The organism is Microvirga tunisiensis (assembly GCF_009296175.1).
In the GTDB taxonomy this organism is placed as follows: Bacteria; Pseudomonadota; Alphaproteobacteria; order Rhizobiales; family Beijerinckiaceae; genus Microvirga; species Microvirga tunisiensis.
In genome coordinates, this window is sequence record NZ_VOSK01000108.1 from 1 (window position 1) to 20,406 (window position 20,406).

Below are 20,406 nucleotides of genomic sequence, written 5' to 3' on the forward strand. Positions count from 1 at the left end.
CATGGACCTTGTAGCCGGACCACTCCATCTGACGCTTTGTGCTGTAATGCATCTCGGGATCATAGGGCGACTGCAGCCGTTCGCCGACCGGTGGCAGTTCCGCCCCAGCCCGCCAGCGCGGCCGCCCATCGTCCCGTGCGTAATGCACCCGCCACACGTCGCGCAGCGTCTGCACCATCGGCACCGCTCGCGCCGCAGCCGGTGCGCTCGCATCGTCCAAGGCGTCGAGCAGGAAGAACCCGTCCGTGCCAATCTCCAGCGAGAGAGCTTCACGCTTCTCCCGGCTCTTGGGCAGACGATAGTCCTCAATGCGATGTGCATAGCGCTCGAACCAGGCCGGCTGAGCGATCCCGCGAACCCAGTCCGGAACAACGGCGGCCAGATCATCGAGAGTGGCGCGCAGCGTCTCAGCGACGAGTTCCAGAAGATGCAAGTCATGCACGGCCCCCAACACATGCGTGCTGTCGGTGCGTTGCTTGCCGCGCGCTTTGATCAGACCGCGGGCCTTGAACCGCTCGAGCATGGTGTCCAATAGCAGATGCTCGGCCTGGCCGGCGACAAGGCGGGCCCGGAACTCGGTGAGCACGCTGAAGTGGAACCCGGGATCAGTCAGCTCGAGCCCCAGAGCGTACTTCCAGTCGATCCGCGCACGGACTGAGTCGGCGGCCTGCCGATCGCTGAGGTGCTCGAGGAACTGGAAGATCGTGATTAAAGCCAGCCGCCACGGCGCAAGGGCGGGTTGCCCCCGGCTCGGGTAGAACCGTCGGAAGTCCTCATCCTGGTAGAGGATGCTAAATTCATCCCGGAGCCGGGTCACAATGTTGCCCTTAGGGAAAGCTGCCCGGGCAACTCGCACGGTCTCGGCCGGGATCTCACCAATCGGCTCGGGATGAAGACTCATGCCATCCTCCTCTTGCTGAATAGCCAACAGGGAATTCGCCGACAGTATCTATGCGACGTGTACTGGCCGACGGCGAGGAAGCCGCCGGCATTGATGGCGCCGGCCACGAAGGTAAGGGCCATGCCCAGGAGCGTGTCCGTCACGTTCGTCCGCTCGAAAGCCGCGATCGCCTTCACCGCTCGGATGGTGAAGGCGCGAGTCTCCGGTTTCGTCGACTGGGCGCTCATTGCGATCAGCCTAGCGCATCGTGCGGAAAAGTGGACCCGGGTATTCGCCTCGAAGGATGCCCAATTCCTTCACTTGCGCATCGGACCCAGTAGTACAGATCCACCTTCGGGTCCGACGCTTCAGCGCCGATCGCTTCATGAATCCATCAAATCGAAGGCTGCCCGGCCGCGGCGGCCGGGCAGCCCGATTCCATCCTTATTGCGCAACGCTGGTCGAGGCCGAGGCGCGCCGCTCCATGGGCGGGATGCGGAAGGTCTTGAGGATCTCGGCTTCGCCGACCGGATCGGCGAGCGCCGATCCGCCGACGAAGACCTGAATGGCGCCGGCCTCGACGAGATAGGTGCCGTCATCGAGATGGAAACCGAGGGACTCGACGGGCACGCGCAGCGTGACCTGCTTCGTCTCGCCGGGCTTGAGCGCGATCTTCTCGAAGGCCTTCAGTTCGCGCAGCGGGCGGCTGCGGCTTGCCACCGGGTCTCGGGTGTAGAGCTGCACGACCTCCTGGCCTTCCCGCGCGCCCGTGTTCTTCACGTTGACCGAGACCTCCAGAATCTGGCCCTCGTCGAGCTGCTTCTGGCCCATCCTCACATCGGAATAGGCGAATTGCGTGTAGCTCAGGCCCCAGCCGAAGGGGTAGAGCGGCGTGATCGCCTCGTCGATGTAGTTCAGGGTAAAGCGGTTGTTGGGCAGGGTCGGACGTCCGGTGGGAAGACGGTTGTAGTAGAGCGGCAGCTGGCCCGTGGCGCGGGGCCACGTGACCGGCAGCTTCCCGCTCGGGCTCACGTCGCCGAACAGCACATCGGCCACCGCTGGGCCGGTTTCCGTACCCGGATACCAGGCCATCAGAATCGATGGAATGCGCTCCGCCACCGGGCCGAGAATCTGCGGGCGGCCGCCCATGATGACGAGGGCGATGGGCTTACCGGTCTTGGCGAGTTCCTCCAGCACCTCGATCTGCTTGCCGCTGAGCTCCATATGGGCGCGGGAGGCGGCCTCTCCGGACAGTTCCTGCGGCTCGCCGAAGACGGCGATGACGAAATCCGACTGCCTTGCCGCCTCGAGCGCTGCGGGCAGCCCGTCCGTGTTGCGGCAGAACAGGTCGCACACCGGGGCATGGCGCACCGAAAGTCCCGCCGGTTGGGCGCGGCGGCGGATGCCTTCGAGAATCGTGACGCTGTCCTCCTTGTGACCGCGGGCCGCGTGAGGGCCCATCTGGTCGTGAGGCGCATCGGCCAGGGGGCCGACGACGGCGATGGAGCGGACGCTCGACGGCACCGGCAGCACATCGTCCCGGTTCTGCAGCAGCACGAAGGTTTCGCGGGCGACTTCGCGGGCCGCTTGGCGCGATTCCGGCGACGGGAAGGCCGTATCGAGACGGGACGGGTCGATGTCCGGGCGGTCGAAGAGACCCATGCGGAATTTGGTGCGCAGCACGCGCCGCACGGATTCGTCGATCACGCTCTCCGGTACCCGGCCTGCACGCACTTCGTCAGGCAGGTGCTTGATGTAGAGTTGGCCCATCATGTCCATATCGACGCCGGCGAGGATCGCCTTGCGGGCAGCTTCCGCGCCATCCGCCGCGATGCCGTGGTTGATGAGTTCGCCGATGCCGACCCAATCGGAGGTGACGAAGCCGTCGAAGCCCCATTGGGTGCGCAGCACATCCGTCAGCAGCCACGGGTTTGCCGTCGAGGGCTCGCCGTTCAAGGCGTTGAAGGCAGCCATGAAGCTTGCCGTGCCCGCTTCCACCGCTGCCCGGAATGGCGGCAGATAGGTGTCGTACATCTCCGCACGCGGGATGTAGGTGGTGTCGTAATCACGCCCGCCCTGCGGAGCGCCATAGCCTGCGAAATGCTTGGCGGCTGCGGCGAGGCCGCCCTTGCGGAAGCCTTCCACGCGGGCGGCCGTGACGGCGGCACCAAGCGTGGGATCTTCGCCGAAGCCCTCGACGATGCGGCCCCAGCGGCTGTCGCGCGACAGGTCGGCCATGGGCGCGAAGGTCCAGTTCACGCCAACATAGGCCGCTTCCTTCGCGGCCCATTCGGAGGCGAGACGGGAAACGCGGGGGCTGAACGCTGCAGCCTCGCCCAGCGGCAACGGAAACTGGGTGCGAAAGCCGTGCAGGACGTCGAGCCCGAAGAGCGGCGGGATCTTGAGGCGGCTCTGGCGCGCCAGAGCCTGGGCGCGTGCCACGTCCTGGGCGCTGTTGAAGTTCAGCAGGGCCCCGGCCTTCCCCTCGGAGATGTCTTCCCAACGCAGCGGCGGACCGTGGGAGACTAGATTCAGCTGGCCGATCTTCTCTTCCAGGGTCATCTGCCCGAGAAGCTCGTTCACCCGGCGCTCGATGGCTTGCGCACCGGCTTCCTGGGCGCCTGCCGCCGGGAGGAACGAGGCCGTCAAAGCCAGCGCAAGCGCCATTTGCGTCAAGCCAGGGACATCAGAAAGCCGCACAATTATCTCCTTCATGGAACAATAACACTTTATCGCGAGGTCGCCCTCGCTTGCCGCCCGCTCGTGCTACACAAGATAAGTTGTGCAAGTGGCGTCTGGGGGCCGTCAGGTCAATCATATTTTAGAAAAGCGTTATGCATCTGCTGCCTGTCTCGTTGAAGCTGTCTCTGCTGAGCCTGTCCTGCGCCCTGATGTTGTCGGGTTTCGCGCTGGCGGTTGCCGCCTATGTCAGGAATCCGGCTCTCGTTGCTGCCGCAATGGGGCTTTTTCTGCTGCTTGCCGCCGGGGCTCCCCTGCTGATCGGACGGCAGATCAGGCAGGCTCTCCGGGACAGGGATGACGGCGCATCCGACGAGTTGTCCGTGTTCGAAGACGTGACGGCCGCTCCCTTCGAGCCGTCTGCTGATGCATCTCTCTCCTTCGCTGAATTCTCCGCGTTCGAGGAAACGCCTGCACCCGACGAGGACGATGCCCTGCGCCGTATTCAGAAGGCGCAGGCCGTCGACCGGTTGCGGGATGGCATCACCCATGATCTCAACAACCGGCTCATGGTGATCAGCGCCAATATCGATGCGGCAGCACGCCAGCTGAAGGATCAGCCGATCCTGCAGCGCAAGCTGCTCTCGGCCCTCGTGGCCTCCGACCAGGCCGCCAAGCTCATTGCCCAATCGACGGCCTTCGCCCGGCAGGGTGAATCGAAGCTGCAATATGTGAACATTGCAGAACAGGTGAGCTCGGTGGCCGATCTGATGAGCCGCTCGCTTTTGCGCGACACGGTCGAACTGCGCGTCTCTCTCGCGGAGGATCTCTGGTCCATCGAGGCCAATCCCGACGACATCCAAACGGCCATCGTGACCCTGAGCGCCCATGTTCGGGATGCATTGCCTCAGGGAGGCACCATCACGCTCGAGGCCCGGAACGTGCAGGTCGAAAAAGGTTCGCTGCCCGACCTGACGCGCGAGGGGGACTTCGTGCAGCTCACCATCCGCAGCGCCGGTCCTGACCTCGAAGGGCGCCAGGTTCCGGAGACCGAGCTGGAACACGCTTTCGCCTTGCGGGATCTCGATCTGTCATCCTGGTTGTCCCTGCGCCAGGGCCTGCACTTTCTGCAGGGTCTCGGCGGCGCCTCGGAAGTGCGCCGGGATGGAGGTGGAACCTCCATCATCCTCTACATCCCGCGCACCGATGCGGCGACCCTGTTGCCGATCGGTCTGCTGAGCGAGGATGACGCGCTGGACGAGGGCGTGCAGAATCACACGGAAATCCTTGTGGTGGACGACGAGCTCGAGGTCGCGCTCGCGCTGCAATCGACCCTGGAAGAATTCGGCTACGTTACCAGCATCGCGACTGACGCGGCACAGGCCGTGAAAGCCTTGAGCACGCGCAGGCCTGCGCTCGTGCTGGCCGACGTCGCCATGCCCGGGACGATGAGCGGGGTCATGCTGGCGCGCGAAGTGCGGCAGGTCTTCCCGAGCCTGCCCGTGCTTTTGATCACCGGCAATCCCGTCGTCGCCGGCGAGGACAGCGAGTTCGCGCTGCTCCAGAAGCCCATCGTCAGCCGTGACCTGCACGTTGCGATCCAGCGGCACCTGAACGCGCGGAGCGACAACAAGGTCATCCCGCTGTTTCCGCGCGCATCGAGGCGGGCTCGCTAGAGCGTCGGCTCCGAAAGCGGACACCCCTTTCGGGCTCCATTCGATCGCTGGTCTTTATGCTGGCGCATCGGTCGAGCGGAAAACCGGTCCACTTTTGCGCACGATGCGCTGATCTACCCAGCAAGCGCTGTTGCCGAGAGTGGGGCTGTCGCCTCGCGCGCCGCTTCGGCTAGCGCTGCAAACAGCCGCTGCTGCGGCTTCTTCCAGACCAGAAGCTCCGGATGCCATTGGACGCCGAGCAGGAACGGCGCGCTCTCGCTCTCGATGGCCTGTACGATGCCGCTCTCGTCGCGGGCTGCAATCTTCAATCCCTGCCCAAGCCGGTCGACGGATTGGTGATGCAGCGCATTCACCAGGCAGGGATTGCAGCTCAGGATGCGGTCCAACCGGGAGCCGTGCTCGACGGTCACCGTCTTGCGCGGCAGGACCGTGCGCATCTTCGGCGCCTGAACGTAGACCTCGTAGATGTCCGTGTGCAGCGTGCCGCCGAGCGCCACGTTGATCATCTGCGATCCGCGGCAGATGCCGAGGATCGGCAGCCCCGCCGGGAGAGCCGCCTTCAGAAGGCCGAGCTCCAGCTTGTCGCGTTCGGGATCGATGCGCACATCGGGCAGGACCTTTCCGCCATAGATTTCCGCGCCGATATCGTCGCCACCGCCGATCACGAGGCCCTGCAGCGGCTCTGTCGGCAGCGGATGACCGGGCATGAGGCGAACGGAGCGCGCCCCCGCCCGATAAAGCGCCAGCCGGTGCATGAGGTAGCTGCGCCATCCACCATGCCGGGATGTGGTGACGCCGATCAGGGGGCTCGTCATGACCGTACGATCTGCTCCACCACGTTGGCCCAGCTCTTGTCCTCCCCTTCGAACGACAGATAGGCGGAGCCGACGGCATCCAATCTCTCGCGGTCGTTCGCCAGCCGCTCGACGCAGACCCAGCGGTTCCAGTCCGGTGCGATGCTCCAGCCGGGATCGCTCACCCGCGCATCGGGCAGGCGGTAATGGAAGGTGGGTCGGCCGTTGATCTTCTCGTTCGGCAGAATGGCACGCACCCGCTGCGCATCGAAATGATGCAGGAGCGGCAGGAGATCGAGGTCCCGGTTCCGGGTCGCATTGAAAGCAAGGTAATCGTCGGTGAAGCTGGGAATGTCCGGCCAGTAATCCGGATCGGCGATCCTGCGGACGTACTCGGCCGGGAACGGATCGGCAAAGCCCAGAAGATTGCGGGTGGCATCCGGCGAGGCCTCGCGCCGGAGCCATGGATTGAGCAGGGCGAAGCTCTTCATGAAGGCCGTGATTGTCGCCGCATCCTGGCGCGGGATCTCCGGGTTGAAATGCAGGCCGAAGGCATAGAAGGGCGCATCCTGCGTGCCCTTGGCGCCAGCCCCGCGCAGGATCGTCAGGATGCGATTGAGCTCCTGCAGTCGATCCACGGGGATCGGTGCCGTCACGAGCTCGCACGGAACGAGATAGCGGGCCGCGAAGCCAAAAAGGGCGGCGATCTTGGGCAGGACGCCTCTTTGCGTTCCGGCCTGCTTGCCCGGATGCAGAATCCGGCTGTCGAGCTCGACCGTCAGATCGCCGATGGCTGATTCCTTCAACGCGAAGGCATGCGGATCCTCCTCGACGAGCCGGCCGCCGAGCGCTTCCTGCAAAGCCTGCACGGTTCTCTCGGCAGAGGGACCGACGAACTCGATCTCGATTCCGACCGTGCGCACCTGCCCCTGCTCGTTGTGCACGACGGGCGGCAGGGCGAACTCGATCTCGGTTGAGAGCGCAGGCTGCGCCATCGAAAGCTCCGGAAAACAAGACGAAAACATGAGCAATGGGATGAACGGGTGCGCTTCCGCTCAGGTTCCTTCGTTCAAGGAGAGATCCTCGTGCCCCTGCAGGTGTGGCTTTCCGACTTCGGGTTGGCTACAAGGCCACCATCATGATTTCGAGAGAATCGACCTTCGAGCGCGCCGCCTGGATGGCGGAGATGCGTGCAACGCTGGCCCTCGGCTGGCCTCTGGTTCTTGCAACCATCGCCCAGAACGCCCTGATCACGTCCGACGTCATCCTGATGGGCTGGATGGGGTCGGACGCGCTGGCGGCGGGTGCGCTCGGCACCAATCTCTACTTCGCCTTCCTGATCTTCGGGATCGGCTTGGTCAATGCGACCTCGCCGATGATCGCCGAGGAGCTTGGCCGCAAGCGCCATTCCGTGCGCGAGGTCCGGCGCACGGTGCGCCAGGGCCTCTGGGCCGCGGTCACCGTCGCCATCCCGATCTGGATCGTGGCCTGGAACGGAGAGAAAATCCTGCTGGCCATCGGGCAGGAACCCGGACTCGCTCATAATGCCGGCGCGTACATGCGCGCGCTGCAGTGGAGCCTTCTGCCGTTTCTGCTCTTCCTGGTGCTGCGCTCGTTCCTGGCAGCCCTGGAGCGCCCAGGCTGGGCCCTGTTCATCGGCCTGCTCACCATTCCGGTCAATTTCGGCGCCGCCTATGCTCTGATGTTCGGCTCCTTCGGCCTGCCGGCCCTGGGGCTGGTCGGGGCTGGGCTCGGGACGGTGCTCTCGAGCACTTTCATGTTTGTTGCGCTCGCCCTGGTGATCGCCTTTCATCCCAGGCTTAAGCGCTACCACATCTTCGGGCGCTTCTGGCGGGCCGACTGGCCGCGCTATCGCACCCTCTGGCAGATCGGCCTCCCCATCGGTCTGACGCTGACCTTCGAGGTGACGATCTTCAATGCGGCCGCCATGCTGATGGGCCGGATCGGCGCGAGCGAACTGGCGGCTCATGCGATAGCCCTGCAGATCGCGTCCTTCTGCTTCTCGGTCCCCCTGGGCATCGGGCAGGCCGTGACGGTACGCGTGGGCCGGGCCTATGGCGCGAGGGATGCGGCGGGTGTCACCCGCGCCGGCTGGACCTCCTTTGCGCTCGGCACCGGCTTCATGACCGTGACGGCATCGCTCATGCTGTTTGCACCCCATTTCCTGATCGGCGCATTTCTCGACGTGAGCGATCCCAAGAACGCACTCGTCCTCGATCTGGCGCGCTCGTTCCTGGTGCTCGCTGCCATCTTCCAATTGGCTGACGGCGCTCAGGCCGTCGGAGCCGGGATGCTGCGCGGATTGCAGGATACCCGCGTTCCGATGCTCTATGCGGCGCTTGGCTACTGGGGGATCGGCCTTCCGCTCGGCGCCATCCTGGCCTTCGGCACGAATCTCCGCGGCGTCGGCATCTGGATCGGGCTTGCCACTGCTCTTGCGGTGGTGGCCTTGCTGATGCTGTGGCGCTGGCTCCGTCGCGACAGGCTGGGGCTGGTCACGGCGACCCCGCGCGACGTTCAGGAAGCATTTGCAAGCTGAGATACCAGACGCGACAGATCGACGGGCGCGAACTGCGCGTCCTCACGGGTCACGCGGACCTCTTCCACCGTGAGCCGCCGCCATTGCGCGAGCTGGGCCAAGGCATCCTGCACCAGATCTTCGGGCGCGGAGGCGCCCGCGGTGAGGCCGATCACGGCGGCGCCGTCGATGAAGGAGAGCGTCAGGTCCTTCGGATCCTGCATGAGGAGGGCCTGGCGACCTTCGTTGACGGCCACCTCGCACAGGCGGTTCGTGTTCGATGAATTGCGCGCCCCGCACACGATGATCCGCTCCGCGCGCTTCGCGATCACGCGGACCGCCATCTGCCGGTTCTGCGTGGCGTAGCAGATCGTCTTGACGTCGGGTCCCTGGATCTCCGGAAAGCGCTTCTTCAAGACTGCGATGATCTCCCGCGTGTCGTCGACGGAGAGCGTCGTCTGGGTGATGTAGGCGATGCGCTCCGGGTGGCTGATCGGCAGGCTCACGGCTTCCGCGACGCTTTCGATCACATGGACGATGCCGTCGATCTGTCCGGTCGTTCCTTCGATCTCCACATGGCCGCGATGGCCGATGACGATGACCTCGCGCCCCGCCTTGGCATGGCGTTGCCCTTCGAGGTGAACGCGGCGCACGAGAGGACAGGTGGCATCGAGCACGGAGAGCCCGCGTCCCGCCGCTTCCCGCTCCACCGTGCGCGGAACGCCATGCGCGCTGAAGATGGCCACGGCACCGTCCGGAATTTCGGCAATGTCCTCGACGAAGATCGCGCCCTTGCGCTTGAGCTCTTCCACCACGCGGCCGTTATGCACGATCTCGTGGCGCACATAGACGGGCTTGCCCGTCCGCTCGAGGGCGTCCTCTACGGCGCGGATGGCGCGCTCGACGCCCGCGCAGAAGCTGCGTGGCGCCGCGAGCAGCACGGTGAGCGGCGGGTGGTCCTGGATCATGCCGCATCCTCCGTCTTCAAGGGGCGGTCGCGCGGAACGGAAGGGCGGGTGCAGCGGGCATGGCGCAGGATGAAAGCGGCCTGCTCGCCGGCCATGACGGCGCTCTCGATGGTGGCGGGCAGGGAGCCGAGCCAGTCGCCCGCCAGAGCAAGATTGGCGAGAGGCTGCAGGGGAGGCTGCGGGAGAACCTCCGCCGCTTGTCGGATCGTCGCGCGCTTCTCCTTCACCACCCGGGTTTCGGGCTGGCGGCCGCTTGTCGCATCGAGCCCAAGGCCGCGCAGCGCCGGCACGACTTCGCGCCAGATCCGCTCTGCTACATCGGATGCGTTCTGATCGACGACCGCATCGGCGGCCGAGACGGTGACGCTCACATGGGTAGGGCGGATCAGCGCCCACTGCGCAAGCGTGCCGGTGAAGCCGATGAAGCGCGGGTTCGCCAAACCCGGCATGCGGTAATGAACGTTGAGGATGGGCTCGAAGGAGGTCGGCACAGGAAGTGCCGGCAGGAGCCGCTGCACCTCATAGGGCGGAAGCGCCAGGATGACCCGGTCGTCGGGACCGAGCATCACGGTACGGTCCGTCAGCGCCAGCCCGATCACGCGCTCATGGCTGGTCAGAAGCATGCGCAGGCGCTGTCCGGTGACGATGGATGCGCCTCTCGCCTCGAGGGTCGCAACCGCCGGCTCGATCAGGTCTTCGCTCAAGCCGTTTCTCGCTACCAGGAGCCGTCCGGCGCCTGGCCGGAGGAGCTTCCGAAGGGCGCAGGCGAGCCGCTGCGAGGACGCCTGCGCGGCTGGTGTGTTGAGCACCGCCACCGTCAAAGGCTCGATCAAGCTGTCCATGATCGGACGGTTGCCGATGAGGGAAGCCACCGGACGATCCTTCGCAGTAAAGACAAGGCGCAGGATGCGCGCGAGGTCGGGCAGGGTCAGTCCCTGCGGACGGCGCGAGGGGAGAAGCCATGACCAGGGGGAGAGGCCCACGTGCTGCATCTCTCCCGTCCGTCCATCATAGAGCGGGAGCCCCTGGGGCTCGGGCTCGAACCAACGGCCGCGGGCGCCGATGGCTTTGAGGAGGTTGATTGCGTGCGCATTGGCCGTGAACAGCACGTGGGTGCCGTTGTCATGGATGAAGCCATCGACCGGCTGGAGCGTCCGGCAGCGTCCGCCCGGCTGCGGTGCGGCCTCGTAGACGACAGCGTCGTTGCCATCGGCCGTCACGGCGAGCGCCGCGCTCAGGCCCGCAATGCCCGCTCCGACGATATGTGTGCGCCTTGTCATGCAGGCCTCATGGCGCGGGTGATGAGATGCAGCCGGTCGGCGGTCCTCAAGCGCAATCTGCCCTCGCGCTTGCCCCAGCCGCGCGCCTGCAGCCGGTCGAGCACACGGCGGTAATTCTCCATCATCAGGATCGCCGGTTTCAGCGCCCTGCGATCGAGATGCATCAGGGCCGCATCCGCCACCTCAAAACCGGAACGCGCTTCATCGGCAAGGCTTTCGCAGACGCGTGCAAAACGCGGATCGGCCACGAGGGTCGCGGCCGGTGCATCGCGCAATCCCAGCTGAGCGAGCCGTGAGAGGGGGACGTAAACGCGCTCGCAAGAGGCATCCTCGTCCACATCGCGCAAAATATTCACGAGCTGCAGGGTGCGTCCGAGATGGAGCGCGAAGTCATGGGCCGAAGGCGCTCCGAAGATGCGGATCGAGAGGGCGCCGACCGAGCCGGCGACACGGCGCCCATAGAGACCAAGCTCATAATCGTCGGCCAGGCGCACGCGCTCGGCACTGTCCGTCTCCATGCCGTCGAGCAGGGCGTGGCATTCCTCAAGAGGCAGCTTGAAGAGTGTCGAGGCGCGGGCGAGTTCCCGTCCGATGGGCGTTTCCGGCGCGCGGTGCAGCCGGTCGAGCTCGCGCCGCCACTCGCGCAGGAAGACACGCTTCTCGGAAGCAGGAGCCGCGCCGTCGGCGATATCGTCCACCACGCGGCAGAAAGCATAGACTGCATGAATGGCGCGGCGGCGCTCCGGTCCGAGACTCTGCATGCCGAGGCGGAACGACGAGCTCGAACGCCGCACCACCGCCGCCGTCACGTGACGGTCGCTGGGAGAAGGCTTTTGAATTGTGCCGCGAAGGCCTCGCAGGAACGCCGTGCAAACATCGGCTTTGCTCACCTGCACACGTTCCAGAACCGGATCGGCATGTCGCAGACACTGGCTCAGGCGTCGGGCGAGAACGATGGTCGCGATGCTCTGGGCCCGCAGGCGCTTGTTCTGCAGATGCTCCGGCAGGGATTGCGCCTGATCGATCAACGAGTCGACCCGGTCGAGCATGGCATCGAAGACATTGCGGCGGATCGCCGTGCGCGACGGATCGAAGAAAGCTGTCTCGGAGCCTGCCGCCAGCATCCACCGGATCGGGACGTAGATACGCCCCATCTGCTCACGATCCTTGCCGCAATCCTGCAGATGGTTGAGGATCTGGAGCGCCGTGCACAGGGCATCCGCCGGCGCCTGAGCCGAATCGCGCTCACCGTGAAGGATCAGAAGGAAACGGCCGACCGGATTGGCGGAGAAGCGGCAATAATCGATCAGCTCTGCCCAGTCGTTGTAGCGGGCCTTGACCACATCCTGGCGGAAGGCCCGCAGCAGATCGCGGGCTTGGATCAGTCCGGCCTTGTGCTGCTTGTCGACGGCATGCAGGCGCGCGGCCTGGGGAAACGCCGGATCGCCGGAAACGAGCGCCCGTTCGAGAGCATCGAGACGCATCAGCTTCTCGGCAGCCGCGAGGTCGGGCGCATCGGCGATATCATCCGCCATGCGGGCAAAATCATAGAAGGCCACAACCGCGTCGCGATGCTCGGGAGCGAGCACGAGGGAAGCCACCGGAAAGTTCTCGTCCCGCGGCCGCTTTGAAGACTGCCCGGCACCCGCGCTCATGACTTTTCCCCCACAGGATAAAGCCTGCCTTTCCACCCGGCGCGGCGCGCATTGCCGATCCGCAAGAGCACGCTCCACTGGATCGCGAGGCCGACGAGAGTCGTGAAAGGATGCAAGGGAATGGACCAGGGATTCTCCCGCATCGCGACGGTCACGAGAGTACGCGTGACAAGCGAGAGAAGGGCCGCGCAGGCGAGCGGAAGGATCGGGACAAACGGTAGAAGCATGAACGGCAGAACATGGCCACCGAACAGCAGCACGGTCCAGATCGGCAGGGCGACCGGCGTCGCCATCCCTTCATGGGCGTTCTTGGCAAAGCCGGCCCACGCTTCGTCGAAGCCTGCATACATCCGGCAGGTAGCGAGGCGCTGTCCGGGCACCAGATCCGTCATGATGCTCTTGCGGCGGAACAGCCGCGCCAGCTGGATACCGTCGTGAATCCGAGAGCGGATTGCCGCGTGTCCGCCGCTTGCGCGATAGGCTTCGCGCTCGACGAGCATGAGCTGGCCGCAGGCGGCGCCCAGACCAGGGTCGCGCGAGAGGCGCATGAAGCCCATGGGCAGATAGCCGAGCAGAAGCAGGTTGATGGTCGGCACCGTCAATAGTTCGCCGAGAGTGATCATGATCTGGCGCGGCACGGCGCTGACAAGTCCGGAATCGGTGGCCTGCGCATGGCCTGCCAGCAAAGCCGCCGCATCGGAGCCTAAGCGCACGTCGGCATCCACAAACAGAAAATGCGTGCCACGAGCGGCTTCCGAGAGATGGTGGCAGGCATGGATCTTGCCGGTCCATCCTTCCTCCAGAGGCGGTGCGGTGAGGAGACGCACACGGGTGTCGCGCGCCGCATAGGCGCGGACGATGTCGGGCGTTGCATCCGTCGACCCGTCGTCCATGACCAGGATTTCGACCGGCACGCCCATGCTGCCGAGAGCCGCATCGAGAGCGGGGCCTATATTCTTCGCCTCGTTGCGCGCCGGGATGAGGATCGAGACGAGGACGTGTCCTTGCGGCGCGTGGCGGGGCGTTGCGCTTAAGATGCTCAGATTCATGAGGGTGAGCACGAACGGGATGGCGGCCAGCGCAAACAGGATAAAGCCAACTATTATCATGAGGGACGCCCCTCATGGGACGGGTCGAAGGTGCGCCCGCGCAAGGCCGCCGCCATTCGCCGCCATCCGTCGTAGAATCCTCCGACGCCGGCGCGCCCTTCGAGGACGACCCGGAAACGGGCCGGGTCGCGACTCTGCACATCGGCACTCAAGTGATCGAGAGTTGCGGTCAACTCGTTCTCAAGCCGCTCCAGGCGAGCAGGACGCGGGAGGTTCAAAAGGTCCTGCCCGTGCATGGGTTCACCGAAGGCGATGAAGGCTTCCGCCCCGCGCTCCAGCCAGAAGCCGTATTCGACGGCGAGCGGCAGGATGGTGCAATCGGGCGCCCTCTCGACGAGGCGCGCCACGCCGGGCTTGAGGCCGAGAGGACGCTCCCGCACGTCGCCGAAGCGGCCCTGCGCGGTGATCCAGAGCGTCCGGTTGCGGGCGGAGAGTATCTCCGCACCCACCTTGAGAAAGTCCGCTGCGCCGCGCCGACTTTCGAGATCGACGCCGAAGGCCCCAATGCGGCCGAAGATGCCGTATTGCTTCAGCATCGCGGCATCGATGGGCGCATAGCTCTCGTAAGCGGGAAAGAAGCGATCGGCCACCAGGATGTAGACAGCCGCATCCCACCACGCCGGATGATTGGAATAGACGATGACAGGACCCTGCGGGGGCACGGCCGGCATGCCCCATGGAGCGATCCGCAGCGCGTTCATGTGGCGGGTGAAATAACGCCGGAAGGTCGAGACCATGAAGCGATGAAGCAGGGCGGAGCGGCGCGCGACGGGTGCGCCTCCCGCGCGCTGAGAGGACGATGGCTTCGTGGCTTCTGTGCTCGCTTCCTGCCTCAAGACACGTTCCGTAGATTCTCGACCTTGCAATCCGCGTCGAGGGCGTCGGCGGCGATCCAACCCGACATCATGACCATCGGCATGCCGGGGCCCGGATGCGCCGCGCCGCCGGCGAGATAAAGGCCGCGCACCTGCCGGCTGCGGTTGCCCGGCTTGAACGCGCCCATGAACTTGCCGTGGCTCGCCAACCCGTAGATGGCGCCGTTGAGCACCTTGTAGCGGTCGTGAATGTCCTGCGGCGTCAGGTGGCGTTCGACGACGATGCGCTCTTCGATATCGCCCATTCCGGCCGTGCGTTTCAGCTTGTCGAGGATCACCTGGCGATAGGCAGGGAACATCTGCGACCAGTCGTGGTGCGGGCGAAGGTAAGGCGTGTGGACGAGAACATAGAGCGCCTCGCCGCCGTCCGGCGCGACGCTCGGATCGGTGGCGGCAGGCGCCGCGAGATAGCAGGTGGGATCGGGCGCAGGCTCGCCGCGTCGGTAGATGAAGTCGAACTCTTCCTCCGGATCGCGGGAGAACACGAAGTCGTGATGGAGGATATGGTCGTAGCGCTTGCTCAAGCCGAGATAGAGCACCACGCCGGAGCAGGCGGGCTCGAAATCCTTCCGAGCATAATGCTCGCCCACCTCGCCGCCGACGAGTTCGCGATAGGTGCGGACGGAATCCATGTTGGAGATGACGTTGTCGTAGGCCACGACATCGCCGGTTGCGAGCACGAGACCCGTGACTTCGCCGTTCTCGATCCTAAGCGATGCCACATCGCTGTCGGTCTTGATCGTGGTGCCAAGTTCGGCGGCAAGTTTCGCCAGGGCCTCCGCCACGGCACGGGTGCCGCCCATGGGATACCAGACGCCGTCGGCCGCCTGCATGTGGGCGATGGCGCAGAGCACGGCGGGCGAGCCGTAGGGAGAGGAGCCGACATATTGCGTAAAGTGGTCGAGCATCTGCGCCAGACGCTCGTCCTTCACCTTGGAGCGGATGGTTCCGGCAACGGAGGAACCCATGCGCAGGGACAAAACATCCCGCAGGGTTGCGGGATTCATGTTGGCCCGGATGTTGATGGTGTCGAAGAGATCTTCCACCGGCTTCCAGAAGAAGAACCGGTTCGAGATGTCGTGAAGGTGAGCGGAGATTTCCTGGAAGCGCTTGTATCCGTCGCCGGCGTTCTTTCCGGGAGCGAAGCGATCCATGGTCTCAGCCATGGCGTCGATGTTTTCCTGCAGATCGATCTGCGTGCCGTCATCGAAGAAGCAGCGCCATTGTGGATCGAGCCGGACGAGGTCGAGATAATCGGTGAGGTTGCGACCGGCCTCCGTGAAGATGCGTTCCAGAACCCGCGGCACGGTCAGGATCGTCGGTCCCATATCGAAGCGGAAGCCGTCCTCGTGCAGAACCGCCGCCTTGCCGCCGACCCAGGCATTCTTGTCGTAGAGAGTGACCTTATGCCCGCGCGCCGCCGCGACACAGGCCGCCGCCAATCCGCCCAATCCTCCGCCGACGACCGCAACCGAAGTTCCTTGAGCCTTCACGCATTCCTCCCGCAAGGCACGAACCGATCCGTCATGGGCCCGCGTCCAGTCGTGTTGGTTCTAGGAAGGGCAGGGGCCAGTTCAAGTCGGGTCACGAAGGTTTGGGCGGCGGGCGCAGATCATGCGCAGCGAATGCCCACCGGGCGCACGGATCACCGGGTCGAACCCGGCGGCGGCCAAGCGTGGCTTGAGGTGGCTCACGTCGCGCATGCTCCCGCCCCAGAGCAGGTTCTTCAGTCGGTTGATCGCGCAGATCGTCCCATGCCCCTCCTGGGACAGAACGGCGACGAGAAGCCAGCCTCCGGGTCTCAAGGCGCGAAAGACCCGCTTCATCGCCCCCTGGATAATGGCGTCGGGCAGGAACATCTGGGGCACGAAGGCAAGATCAAATGCCTGCTCATCCGTCATATCTTCCACCCGCTCCCGCCGAACGACGACCCGCGCCGCCAATCCAGCCTCCTGCACGTGGCGGTCGCCGATGGCTGCCGGGTGTAACGCGGGCTCGAGCGCTACCGCTGCCAAATGAGGAAAGTGCTTGCAGAGCGCAATCGAAAGGCCCGCGGCTCCCGCTCCCACATCGAGAAGGCTCGCACCGGGCCTTTCGAGCTGGGGGATGAGGCCCGGCAGGAATTTCAATTTGGGCAGGGCCCGGGTCGTCCAGAGCCGGGTCAGGATGCCTTGAGCCTCGATGATGGCTTCATCCTTATGGGTCCAGCCGTCGAGGGTCAGGGTGCCGTCCGCAAGTCTGCGCCGAAAGCTGTCGGCTTGCAGGAGAGGAGCCCGAAGGGACGCACGAAAGGTCAGCAGACCTTCGGGCGTGGTGAAGGGCATCAGGGTAGGGGCCGCGCGAACGCGATCCTGCTCCCACACCACGAATCCATAACTTGCGAGAACGTCGATTAAGGTTCGTACGAGTTCTGACGGCAGCGACGCAGCGCGTGACAGTTCATCGATCGCTGCCGGCTTGCCGAGATGGCCGAGAAGACCGCTCTCGGCACAGGCCGAAAGCGCACTGGCCGACCAGACGGCGCAATCGGCTTCCTCAAGAACTTTCAGCACAGCGCCCGGCCGCCGGAACGACGGGGCGGTCGGCCTATGCCAGGAGCCGAGGCCGATGGAGCCAAGCCCCATACGGTCTCCTCCGTGAGACAGAAGAGCATAGGCGCGCCACAGCATGACAGCCCTATCGGATCGGGATCACGACCGTCGTCGCGGGCTCCGTGACGACGATGCGGGCGGCCTCGAAGTTCGGAGGGCCACGGCGGCCGACATCGTTCGAGAAACCGTAAGGTTCATTGGGCAGGCCGATGAAGCTTCGGTCGAGCTTGCCATTGCCGTTCACGTCATGAAAGACCGCGATGGCATACGAGCCGGGCTTCACGTTCCGGATGCGCAGCTCGACCGTTCCCGCCGTGGCCCGGCCGCGATCCTTGTAGGGGCAGGTGGCCTCGTCGAAGCTCGTGTCGCAGATCCCGGCATAGACCATGCTCCGATCCGGCTGTACGCCCTGTGCGCGGATCGTGAGCGTTGCCGCGTGAGCGGATGAGACAGAAAGGAGAAGAACCGCAGTCAGTCCAACAGACCTCATCCGATCCTCCCTTACAAGGCCGCTTCGCCGAGTGGAGCAATTGCGGGTTCCGTTTCTGCGTGGCCCGCTCTGCGGCGCTCTCGATCCTCCAGCAACAGGCGCGTCGTGATGCGTGCGCCTTCATAGATCACGGGCAGCCCGCTGCCGGGGTGCGTGCCGCCGCCGACCAGATAGACGTTGCGGCCAAAGCGGTTGTGCGGCCGGAAATAGAGCATTTGCGTGAGATTGTGCGCGAGGTTGAAGGTGGCGCCCTCAAATACGGCGAACTCGTCCTGCCAGCCGCGCGGCGTCACCACGCGCTCGAAGCGGATGCGGCTCTCGATGTCGCCGAGTCCAAGGACTTTCAGCCGCTCGAGCGCAAGCTTGCGATAGCGCGGCGCCTCGCGCGCCCAATCGATCCCGCAACGCAGGTTCGGCACAGGGACGAGCACATAGAGACTGGTGTGGCCTTCGGGTGCGAGCGATGGATCGCTTACACCGGCATGCTGCACATAGACCGACGGCTCTTCGGGCAGGATCCCGTTGGTGACTTCGTGGATGTTGCGCTCGTAATCCCGCGACAGCAGGATCGTGTGGTGGGCCAGATCGCCGACACCGCCTTCGATGCCCAGGTAGAGCATGAAGGTCGAGCAGGAGATCTTTGCGCGATCGAGTTTCTTGTTCTTCCAGCGTGGCCGCATGGCTTCCGGAACAAGGCGGCGCACGGCATGGCCGAAATCGCCATTCACCACCACGGAGCCAGCCGCAAAGCACTCGCCGTTCGCCTCGACTCCGACCGCTTCGCCGTTCTCGTAGACGATGCGCTCCACCGGCGTGTTCAAGCGGATGTCGACGCCCATCTTGCGCGCGACATTCGCCATCGCGTCCGAGACCGCGCCACAGCCGCCCATGGGATGAAAGACACCGTGCTCGTATTCGAGGAACGAGAGAATCGTGAACAGGCTCGGACATTGGAATGGCGACATGCCGAGATATTTCGTCTGAAACGAAAACGCGAGGCGCACGCGCGGATCGGCGAAATAGCGCTTGAGATCGCTGTCGACGCTGGAAAAGGGCCTTAGCTTCGGCAGAGCCGCCAGCATCGCCGGGGAGAAGAGATCCGCCGGGCTTGAGAAGGCCTGTTCCAGAACCGGCCGAAAGGCCTCGAGCTTGTCGCGGTTGTCGTCGAGAAACCGGCGCACGTTGCGCGCATCGGCAGGCGCAAGACGACCGATTTCCTGTTCGAGCCGGTCCAGATCGTAAGTGGCGCGAATGGAGCCGCCGCCCTCGAAGACGAGGTGATATTGCGGGTCGAGGCGCTTGAGTTCGACATGATCTTCAAGCCGCTCGCCGCAGGCCTCGAAAATGTCCTTCAGGACGCGCGGGTACAGGAAGAAGGTTGGGCCGATATCGAACTTGTAGCCGCCTGGTGCGTGAATGGTCCGGGTACGCCCGCCAACGGCGGATTCGCGTTCGAACACGGTGACCGGCACGCCCTCTCGTGCCAGCAGCATGGCGGAGGCCAAGCCTCCCGGCCCGGAGCCAACGATGGCGACCTGGGGCAAGCGGGCGGATTCGAGCATGAGCCGGCTGCCCTCAGCTGTCGTGAAACAATGGCTGTCAGAACTAGACTTGACCTGTCGTTCGACCAGAGGTCGCGGCGCAGGATCACGAAAAGGTGAAACTTTCCCGCTGCGGAAAAGTAACGTTATTCAGGCTATAAAAGCCGAAGGGAACCTTTCTCCAGGCTAGTATTGCGAATAGTTCTATAACTCTGAAGGATAACTGAACGTAGAAAAATTTCTCAGCGCCTTATTCTTGCCTTTTTAAGGCTCAGTTTCACTTTCAACCGAAACGGAAGGGGAGACTGTCCTTGAAGAATATCCTCACCCGGGCATCTGCAATGGTGCCTCTTCTTCTCGTAGCAGCCTGCAATACAACCGCCTCAAACGATCCCGCCATCACGGGATCCATCTCACAAGCGAATATCGAGACCGGCGAAGCCATTCAGCGCGGCACCGCCTCCTGGTACGGACCGGGATTTCATGGTCGCAAAACCGCCAGCGGCGAGCGCTTCAATTCCTATGACATGACGGCCGCCCATCGCTCTCTGCCGTTCGGCACGAGACTCAAGGTCGTAAACGAAACCAATGGCCGCTCGGTCGTCGTCCGGGTGAACGATCGCGGTCCATTCGCTCATCGGCGAATCATCGATCTCGCCAAAGGCCCTGCCTTGGCGCTGGGGCTGACGGCCACCGGCACGGGTTATGTTTCCCTGCACAGGATCGATTAGGCGCTTCTTAATCCCTTCCGGCGATTCTTGGCTCGATTCGGGACCAAGGGTTGCTTACATGGAATCGAGATCGTCTCAGGCGACGAACGTCATCCGCTTTCCGGGCGCGCGCTCGTCGGCCAATTCAAGCCGCGATCAACGAAGCCTGATGGATGCGGTTTATACCGCGGGCTCGCTGCCGATTGCGGCGAGCGATCGCGCAACCAAGATCATGGCAACGCGGCTCACCATCTTCGGCTTCGTCGTCATCGATGAATTGCAGGCGGATGGCACTGTGCGCCGGCTCCGGCCTTCCGAAGCGGTCCATACGTCCATGGCTTGCCCGTGGCGCGTCTCCAAACCGTCGAGCCGCTATCGGATCGATGAGGAATGGCCTAATACTACAGCCGGGCCTTGCGTCGGCGTCGGGTGCGTTTGCGCCAGTGGCATTCGCGCGCCCGCTGCTGATGGCGCCGGCGCCACACCGACCAGTGCTCGACGGCCTCAACCGAAGGCGGCCGCTCCCACACCAGATGCCAGAGCAGACGGCGCACTTCCGGCACGGTGAGCGGCAACAGCCCCGCGGCGCGTCTGACGGGCGTCTCTCCCCCCGATGGCG

17 protein-coding genes and 1 pseudogene are annotated in these 20,406 nt (G+C 64.6%); 3 read left to right on the forward strand and 15 right to left on the reverse strand.

Going from position 1 to position 20,406, the window contains the following annotated elements; genetic code table 11:
* From FS320_RS22195 to FS320_RS22205, 3 genes are all read right to left on the reverse strand, one after another.
* A partial coding sequence (locus FS320_RS22195; RefSeq protein WP_192926318.1) for a transposase occupies positions 1-901 on the reverse strand: 901 nt, incomplete at its 3' end.
* Positions 898-1,128 carry a hypothetical protein gene (locus FS320_RS22200; protein WP_162562911.1) on the reverse strand — a complete coding sequence of 77 codons (231 nt, stop codon included), beginning with the start codon at positions 1,126-1,128 and terminating at the stop codon, positions 898-900. The genes FS320_RS22200 and FS320_RS22195, both read right to left, overlap by 4 nt.
* A 196-nt stretch (positions 1,129-1,324) precedes the next feature.
* A complete protein-coding gene (locus FS320_RS22205; RefSeq protein WP_162003163.1) occupies positions 1,325-3,580 on the reverse strand; it encodes a glycoside hydrolase family 3 N-terminal domain-containing protein in 2,256 nt (751 codons plus the stop codon).
* Positions 3,581-3,714: 134 nt separating this feature from the next.
* On the opposite strand from FS320_RS22205, the gene FS320_RS22210 reads away from it, so the two are divergent.
* Positions 3,715-5,235, forward strand: coding sequence for a response regulator (locus FS320_RS22210; RefSeq protein ID WP_152714121.1), 1,521 nt, complete (start codon positions 3,715-3,717; stop codon positions 5,233-5,235).
* Positions 5,236-5,348: 113 nt separating this feature from the next.
* Here the strand turns inward: FS320_RS22210 and FS320_RS22215 are convergent, their stop codons facing one another.
* Together FS320_RS22215 and FS320_RS22220 are read right to left on the reverse strand one after the other, a co-directional pair.
* The gene (locus FS320_RS22215; RefSeq protein WP_152714122.1) at positions 5,349-6,050 is read right to left on the reverse strand and encodes a gamma-glutamyl-gamma-aminobutyrate hydrolase family protein; all 702 of its coding nucleotides are present in this window, start codon (positions 6,048-6,050) and stop codon (positions 5,349-5,351) included.
* Positions 6,047-7,024 carry an amidoligase family protein gene (locus tag FS320_RS22220; protein ID WP_162003164.1) on the reverse strand — a complete coding sequence of 326 codons (978 nt, stop codon included), beginning with the start codon at positions 7,022-7,024 and terminating at the stop codon, positions 6,047-6,049. The genes FS320_RS22215 and FS320_RS22220 overlap by 4 nt, the downstream gene beginning before the upstream one ends.
* Before the next feature lie 143 nt (positions 7,025-7,167).
* On the opposite strand from FS320_RS22220, the gene FS320_RS22225 reads away from it, so the two are divergent.
* Positions 7,168-8,589 (forward strand): MATE family efflux transporter, encoded by a 1,422-nt coding sequence (locus FS320_RS22225; RefSeq protein WP_152714124.1) that lies wholly within the window; start codon positions 7,168-7,170, stop codon positions 8,587-8,589.
* On the opposite strand, the gene ispH is transcribed toward FS320_RS22225, so the two are convergent.
* From ispH to crtI, 9 genes are all read right to left on the reverse strand, one after another.
* The gene (ispH, locus tag FS320_RS22230) at positions 8,568-9,536 is read right to left on the reverse strand and encodes a 4-hydroxy-3-methylbut-2-enyl diphosphate reductase (protein WP_152714125.1); all 969 of its coding nucleotides are present in this window, start codon (positions 9,534-9,536) and stop codon (positions 8,568-8,570) included. The genes FS320_RS22225 and ispH overlap by 22 nt on opposite strands.
* Positions 9,533-10,816, reverse strand: coding sequence for a hydroxysqualene dehydroxylase (locus FS320_RS22235; RefSeq protein ID WP_152714126.1), 1,284 nt, complete (start codon positions 10,814-10,816; stop codon positions 9,533-9,535). Before FS320_RS22235 ends, ispH begins: the two co-directional genes overlap by 4 nt.
* Complete coding sequence (locus FS320_RS22240) at positions 10,813-12,471, reverse strand: squalene/phytoene synthase family protein (RefSeq protein WP_152714127.1); 1,659 nt, start codon at positions 12,469-12,471, stop codon at positions 10,813-10,815. Before FS320_RS22240 ends, FS320_RS22235 begins: the two co-directional genes overlap by 4 nt.
* Positions 12,468-13,580 (reverse strand): glycosyltransferase family 2 protein, encoded by a 1,113-nt coding sequence (locus FS320_RS22245; protein WP_152714128.1) that lies wholly within the window; start codon positions 13,578-13,580, stop codon positions 12,468-12,470. The genes FS320_RS22240 and FS320_RS22245 overlap by 4 nt, the downstream gene beginning before the upstream one ends.
* Positions 13,577-14,317 carry a lysophospholipid acyltransferase family protein gene (locus FS320_RS22250; RefSeq protein WP_152714134.1) on the reverse strand — a complete coding sequence of 247 codons (741 nt, stop codon included), beginning with the start codon at positions 14,315-14,317 and terminating at the stop codon, positions 13,577-13,579. The genes FS320_RS22245 and FS320_RS22250 overlap by 4 nt, the downstream gene beginning before the upstream one ends.
* A gap of 95 nt (positions 14,318-14,412) precedes the next feature.
* Positions 14,413-15,948 carry a phytoene desaturase family protein gene (locus FS320_RS22255; protein ID WP_162003165.1) on the reverse strand — a complete coding sequence of 512 codons (1,536 nt, stop codon included), beginning with the start codon at positions 15,946-15,948 and terminating at the stop codon, positions 14,413-14,415.
* An 81-nt stretch (positions 15,949-16,029) separates the two neighbouring features.
* Complete coding sequence (locus tag FS320_RS22260) at positions 16,030-17,079, reverse strand: SAM-dependent methyltransferase (protein ID WP_162003166.1); 1,050 nt, start codon at positions 17,077-17,079, stop codon at positions 16,030-16,032.
* A 52-nt stretch (positions 17,080-17,131) separates the two neighbouring features.
* Positions 17,132-17,536 (reverse strand): DUF2141 domain-containing protein, encoded by a 405-nt coding sequence (locus tag FS320_RS22265; RefSeq protein WP_152714131.1) that lies wholly within the window; start codon positions 17,534-17,536, stop codon positions 17,132-17,134.
* An 11-nt stretch (positions 17,537-17,547) separates the two neighbouring features.
* Entirely contained in the window at positions 17,548-19,098 is a 1,551-nt protein-coding gene (crtI, locus tag FS320_RS22270; protein ID WP_152714132.1) for a phytoene desaturase family protein, read from the reverse strand.
* Positions 19,099-19,388: 290 nt separating this feature from the next.
* On the opposite strand from crtI, the gene FS320_RS22275 reads away from it, so the two are divergent.
* Positions 19,389-19,808, forward strand: a complete 420-nt coding sequence (locus tag FS320_RS22275; RefSeq protein ID WP_244627299.1) for a septal ring lytic transglycosylase RlpA family protein — start codon at positions 19,389-19,391, stop codon at positions 19,806-19,808.
* Between the two features lie 380 nt (positions 19,809-20,188).
* Here FS320_RS22275 and FS320_RS47205 read toward each other — a convergent pair.
* Positions 20,189-20,406: pseudogene (locus FS320_RS47205) on the reverse strand (hypothetical protein); the annotation flags it as partial.

Bases quoted from the DNA above. Each gene is read 5' to 3' on its own strand.
- FS320_RS22210 (WP_152714121.1), top strand. From the start codon at position 3,715: ATGCATCTGCTGCCTGTCTCGTTGAAGCTGTCTCTGCTGAGCCTGTCC.
- ispH (WP_152714125.1), bottom strand. From the start codon at position 9,536: ATGATCCAGGACCACCCGCCGCTCACCGTGCTGCTCGCGGCGCCACGC.
- FS320_RS22265 (WP_152714131.1), bottom strand. From the start codon at position 17,536: ATGAGGTCTGTTGGACTGACTGCGGTTCTTCTCCTTTCTGTCTCATCC.
- FS320_RS22250 (WP_152714134.1), bottom strand. From the start codon at position 14,317: ATGGTCTCGACCTTCCGGCGTTATTTCACCCGCCACATGAACGCGCTG.
- FS320_RS22235 (WP_152714126.1), bottom strand. From the start codon at position 10,816: ATGACAAGGCGCACACATATCGTCGGAGCGGGCATTGCGGGCCTGAGC.
- FS320_RS22215 (WP_152714122.1), bottom strand. From the start codon at position 6,050: ATGACGAGCCCCCTGATCGGCGTCACCACATCCCGGCATGGTGGATGG.
- crtI (WP_152714132.1), bottom strand. From the start codon at position 19,098: ATGCTCGAATCCGCCCGCTTGCCCCAGGTCGCCATCGTTGGCTCCGGG.
- FS320_RS22220 (WP_162003164.1), bottom strand. From the start codon at position 7,024: ATGGCGCAGCCTGCGCTCTCAACCGAGATCGAGTTCGCCCTGCCGCCC.
- FS320_RS22245 (WP_152714128.1), bottom strand. From the start codon at position 13,580: ATGATAATAGTTGGCTTTATCCTGTTTGCGCTGGCCGCCATCCCGTTC.
- FS320_RS22225 (WP_152714124.1), top strand. From the start codon at position 7,168: ATGATTTCGAGAGAATCGACCTTCGAGCGCGCCGCCTGGATGGCGGAG.
- FS320_RS22240 (WP_152714127.1), bottom strand. From the start codon at position 12,471: ATGAGCGCGGGTGCCGGGCAGTCTTCAAAGCGGCCGCGGGACGAGAAC.
- FS320_RS22200 (WP_162562911.1), bottom strand. From the start codon at position 1,128: ATGAGCGCCCAGTCGACGAAACCGGAGACTCGCGCCTTCACCATCCGA.
- FS320_RS22260 (WP_162003166.1), bottom strand. From the start codon at position 17,079: ATGGGGCTTGGCTCCATCGGCCTCGGCTCCTGGCATAGGCCGACCGCC.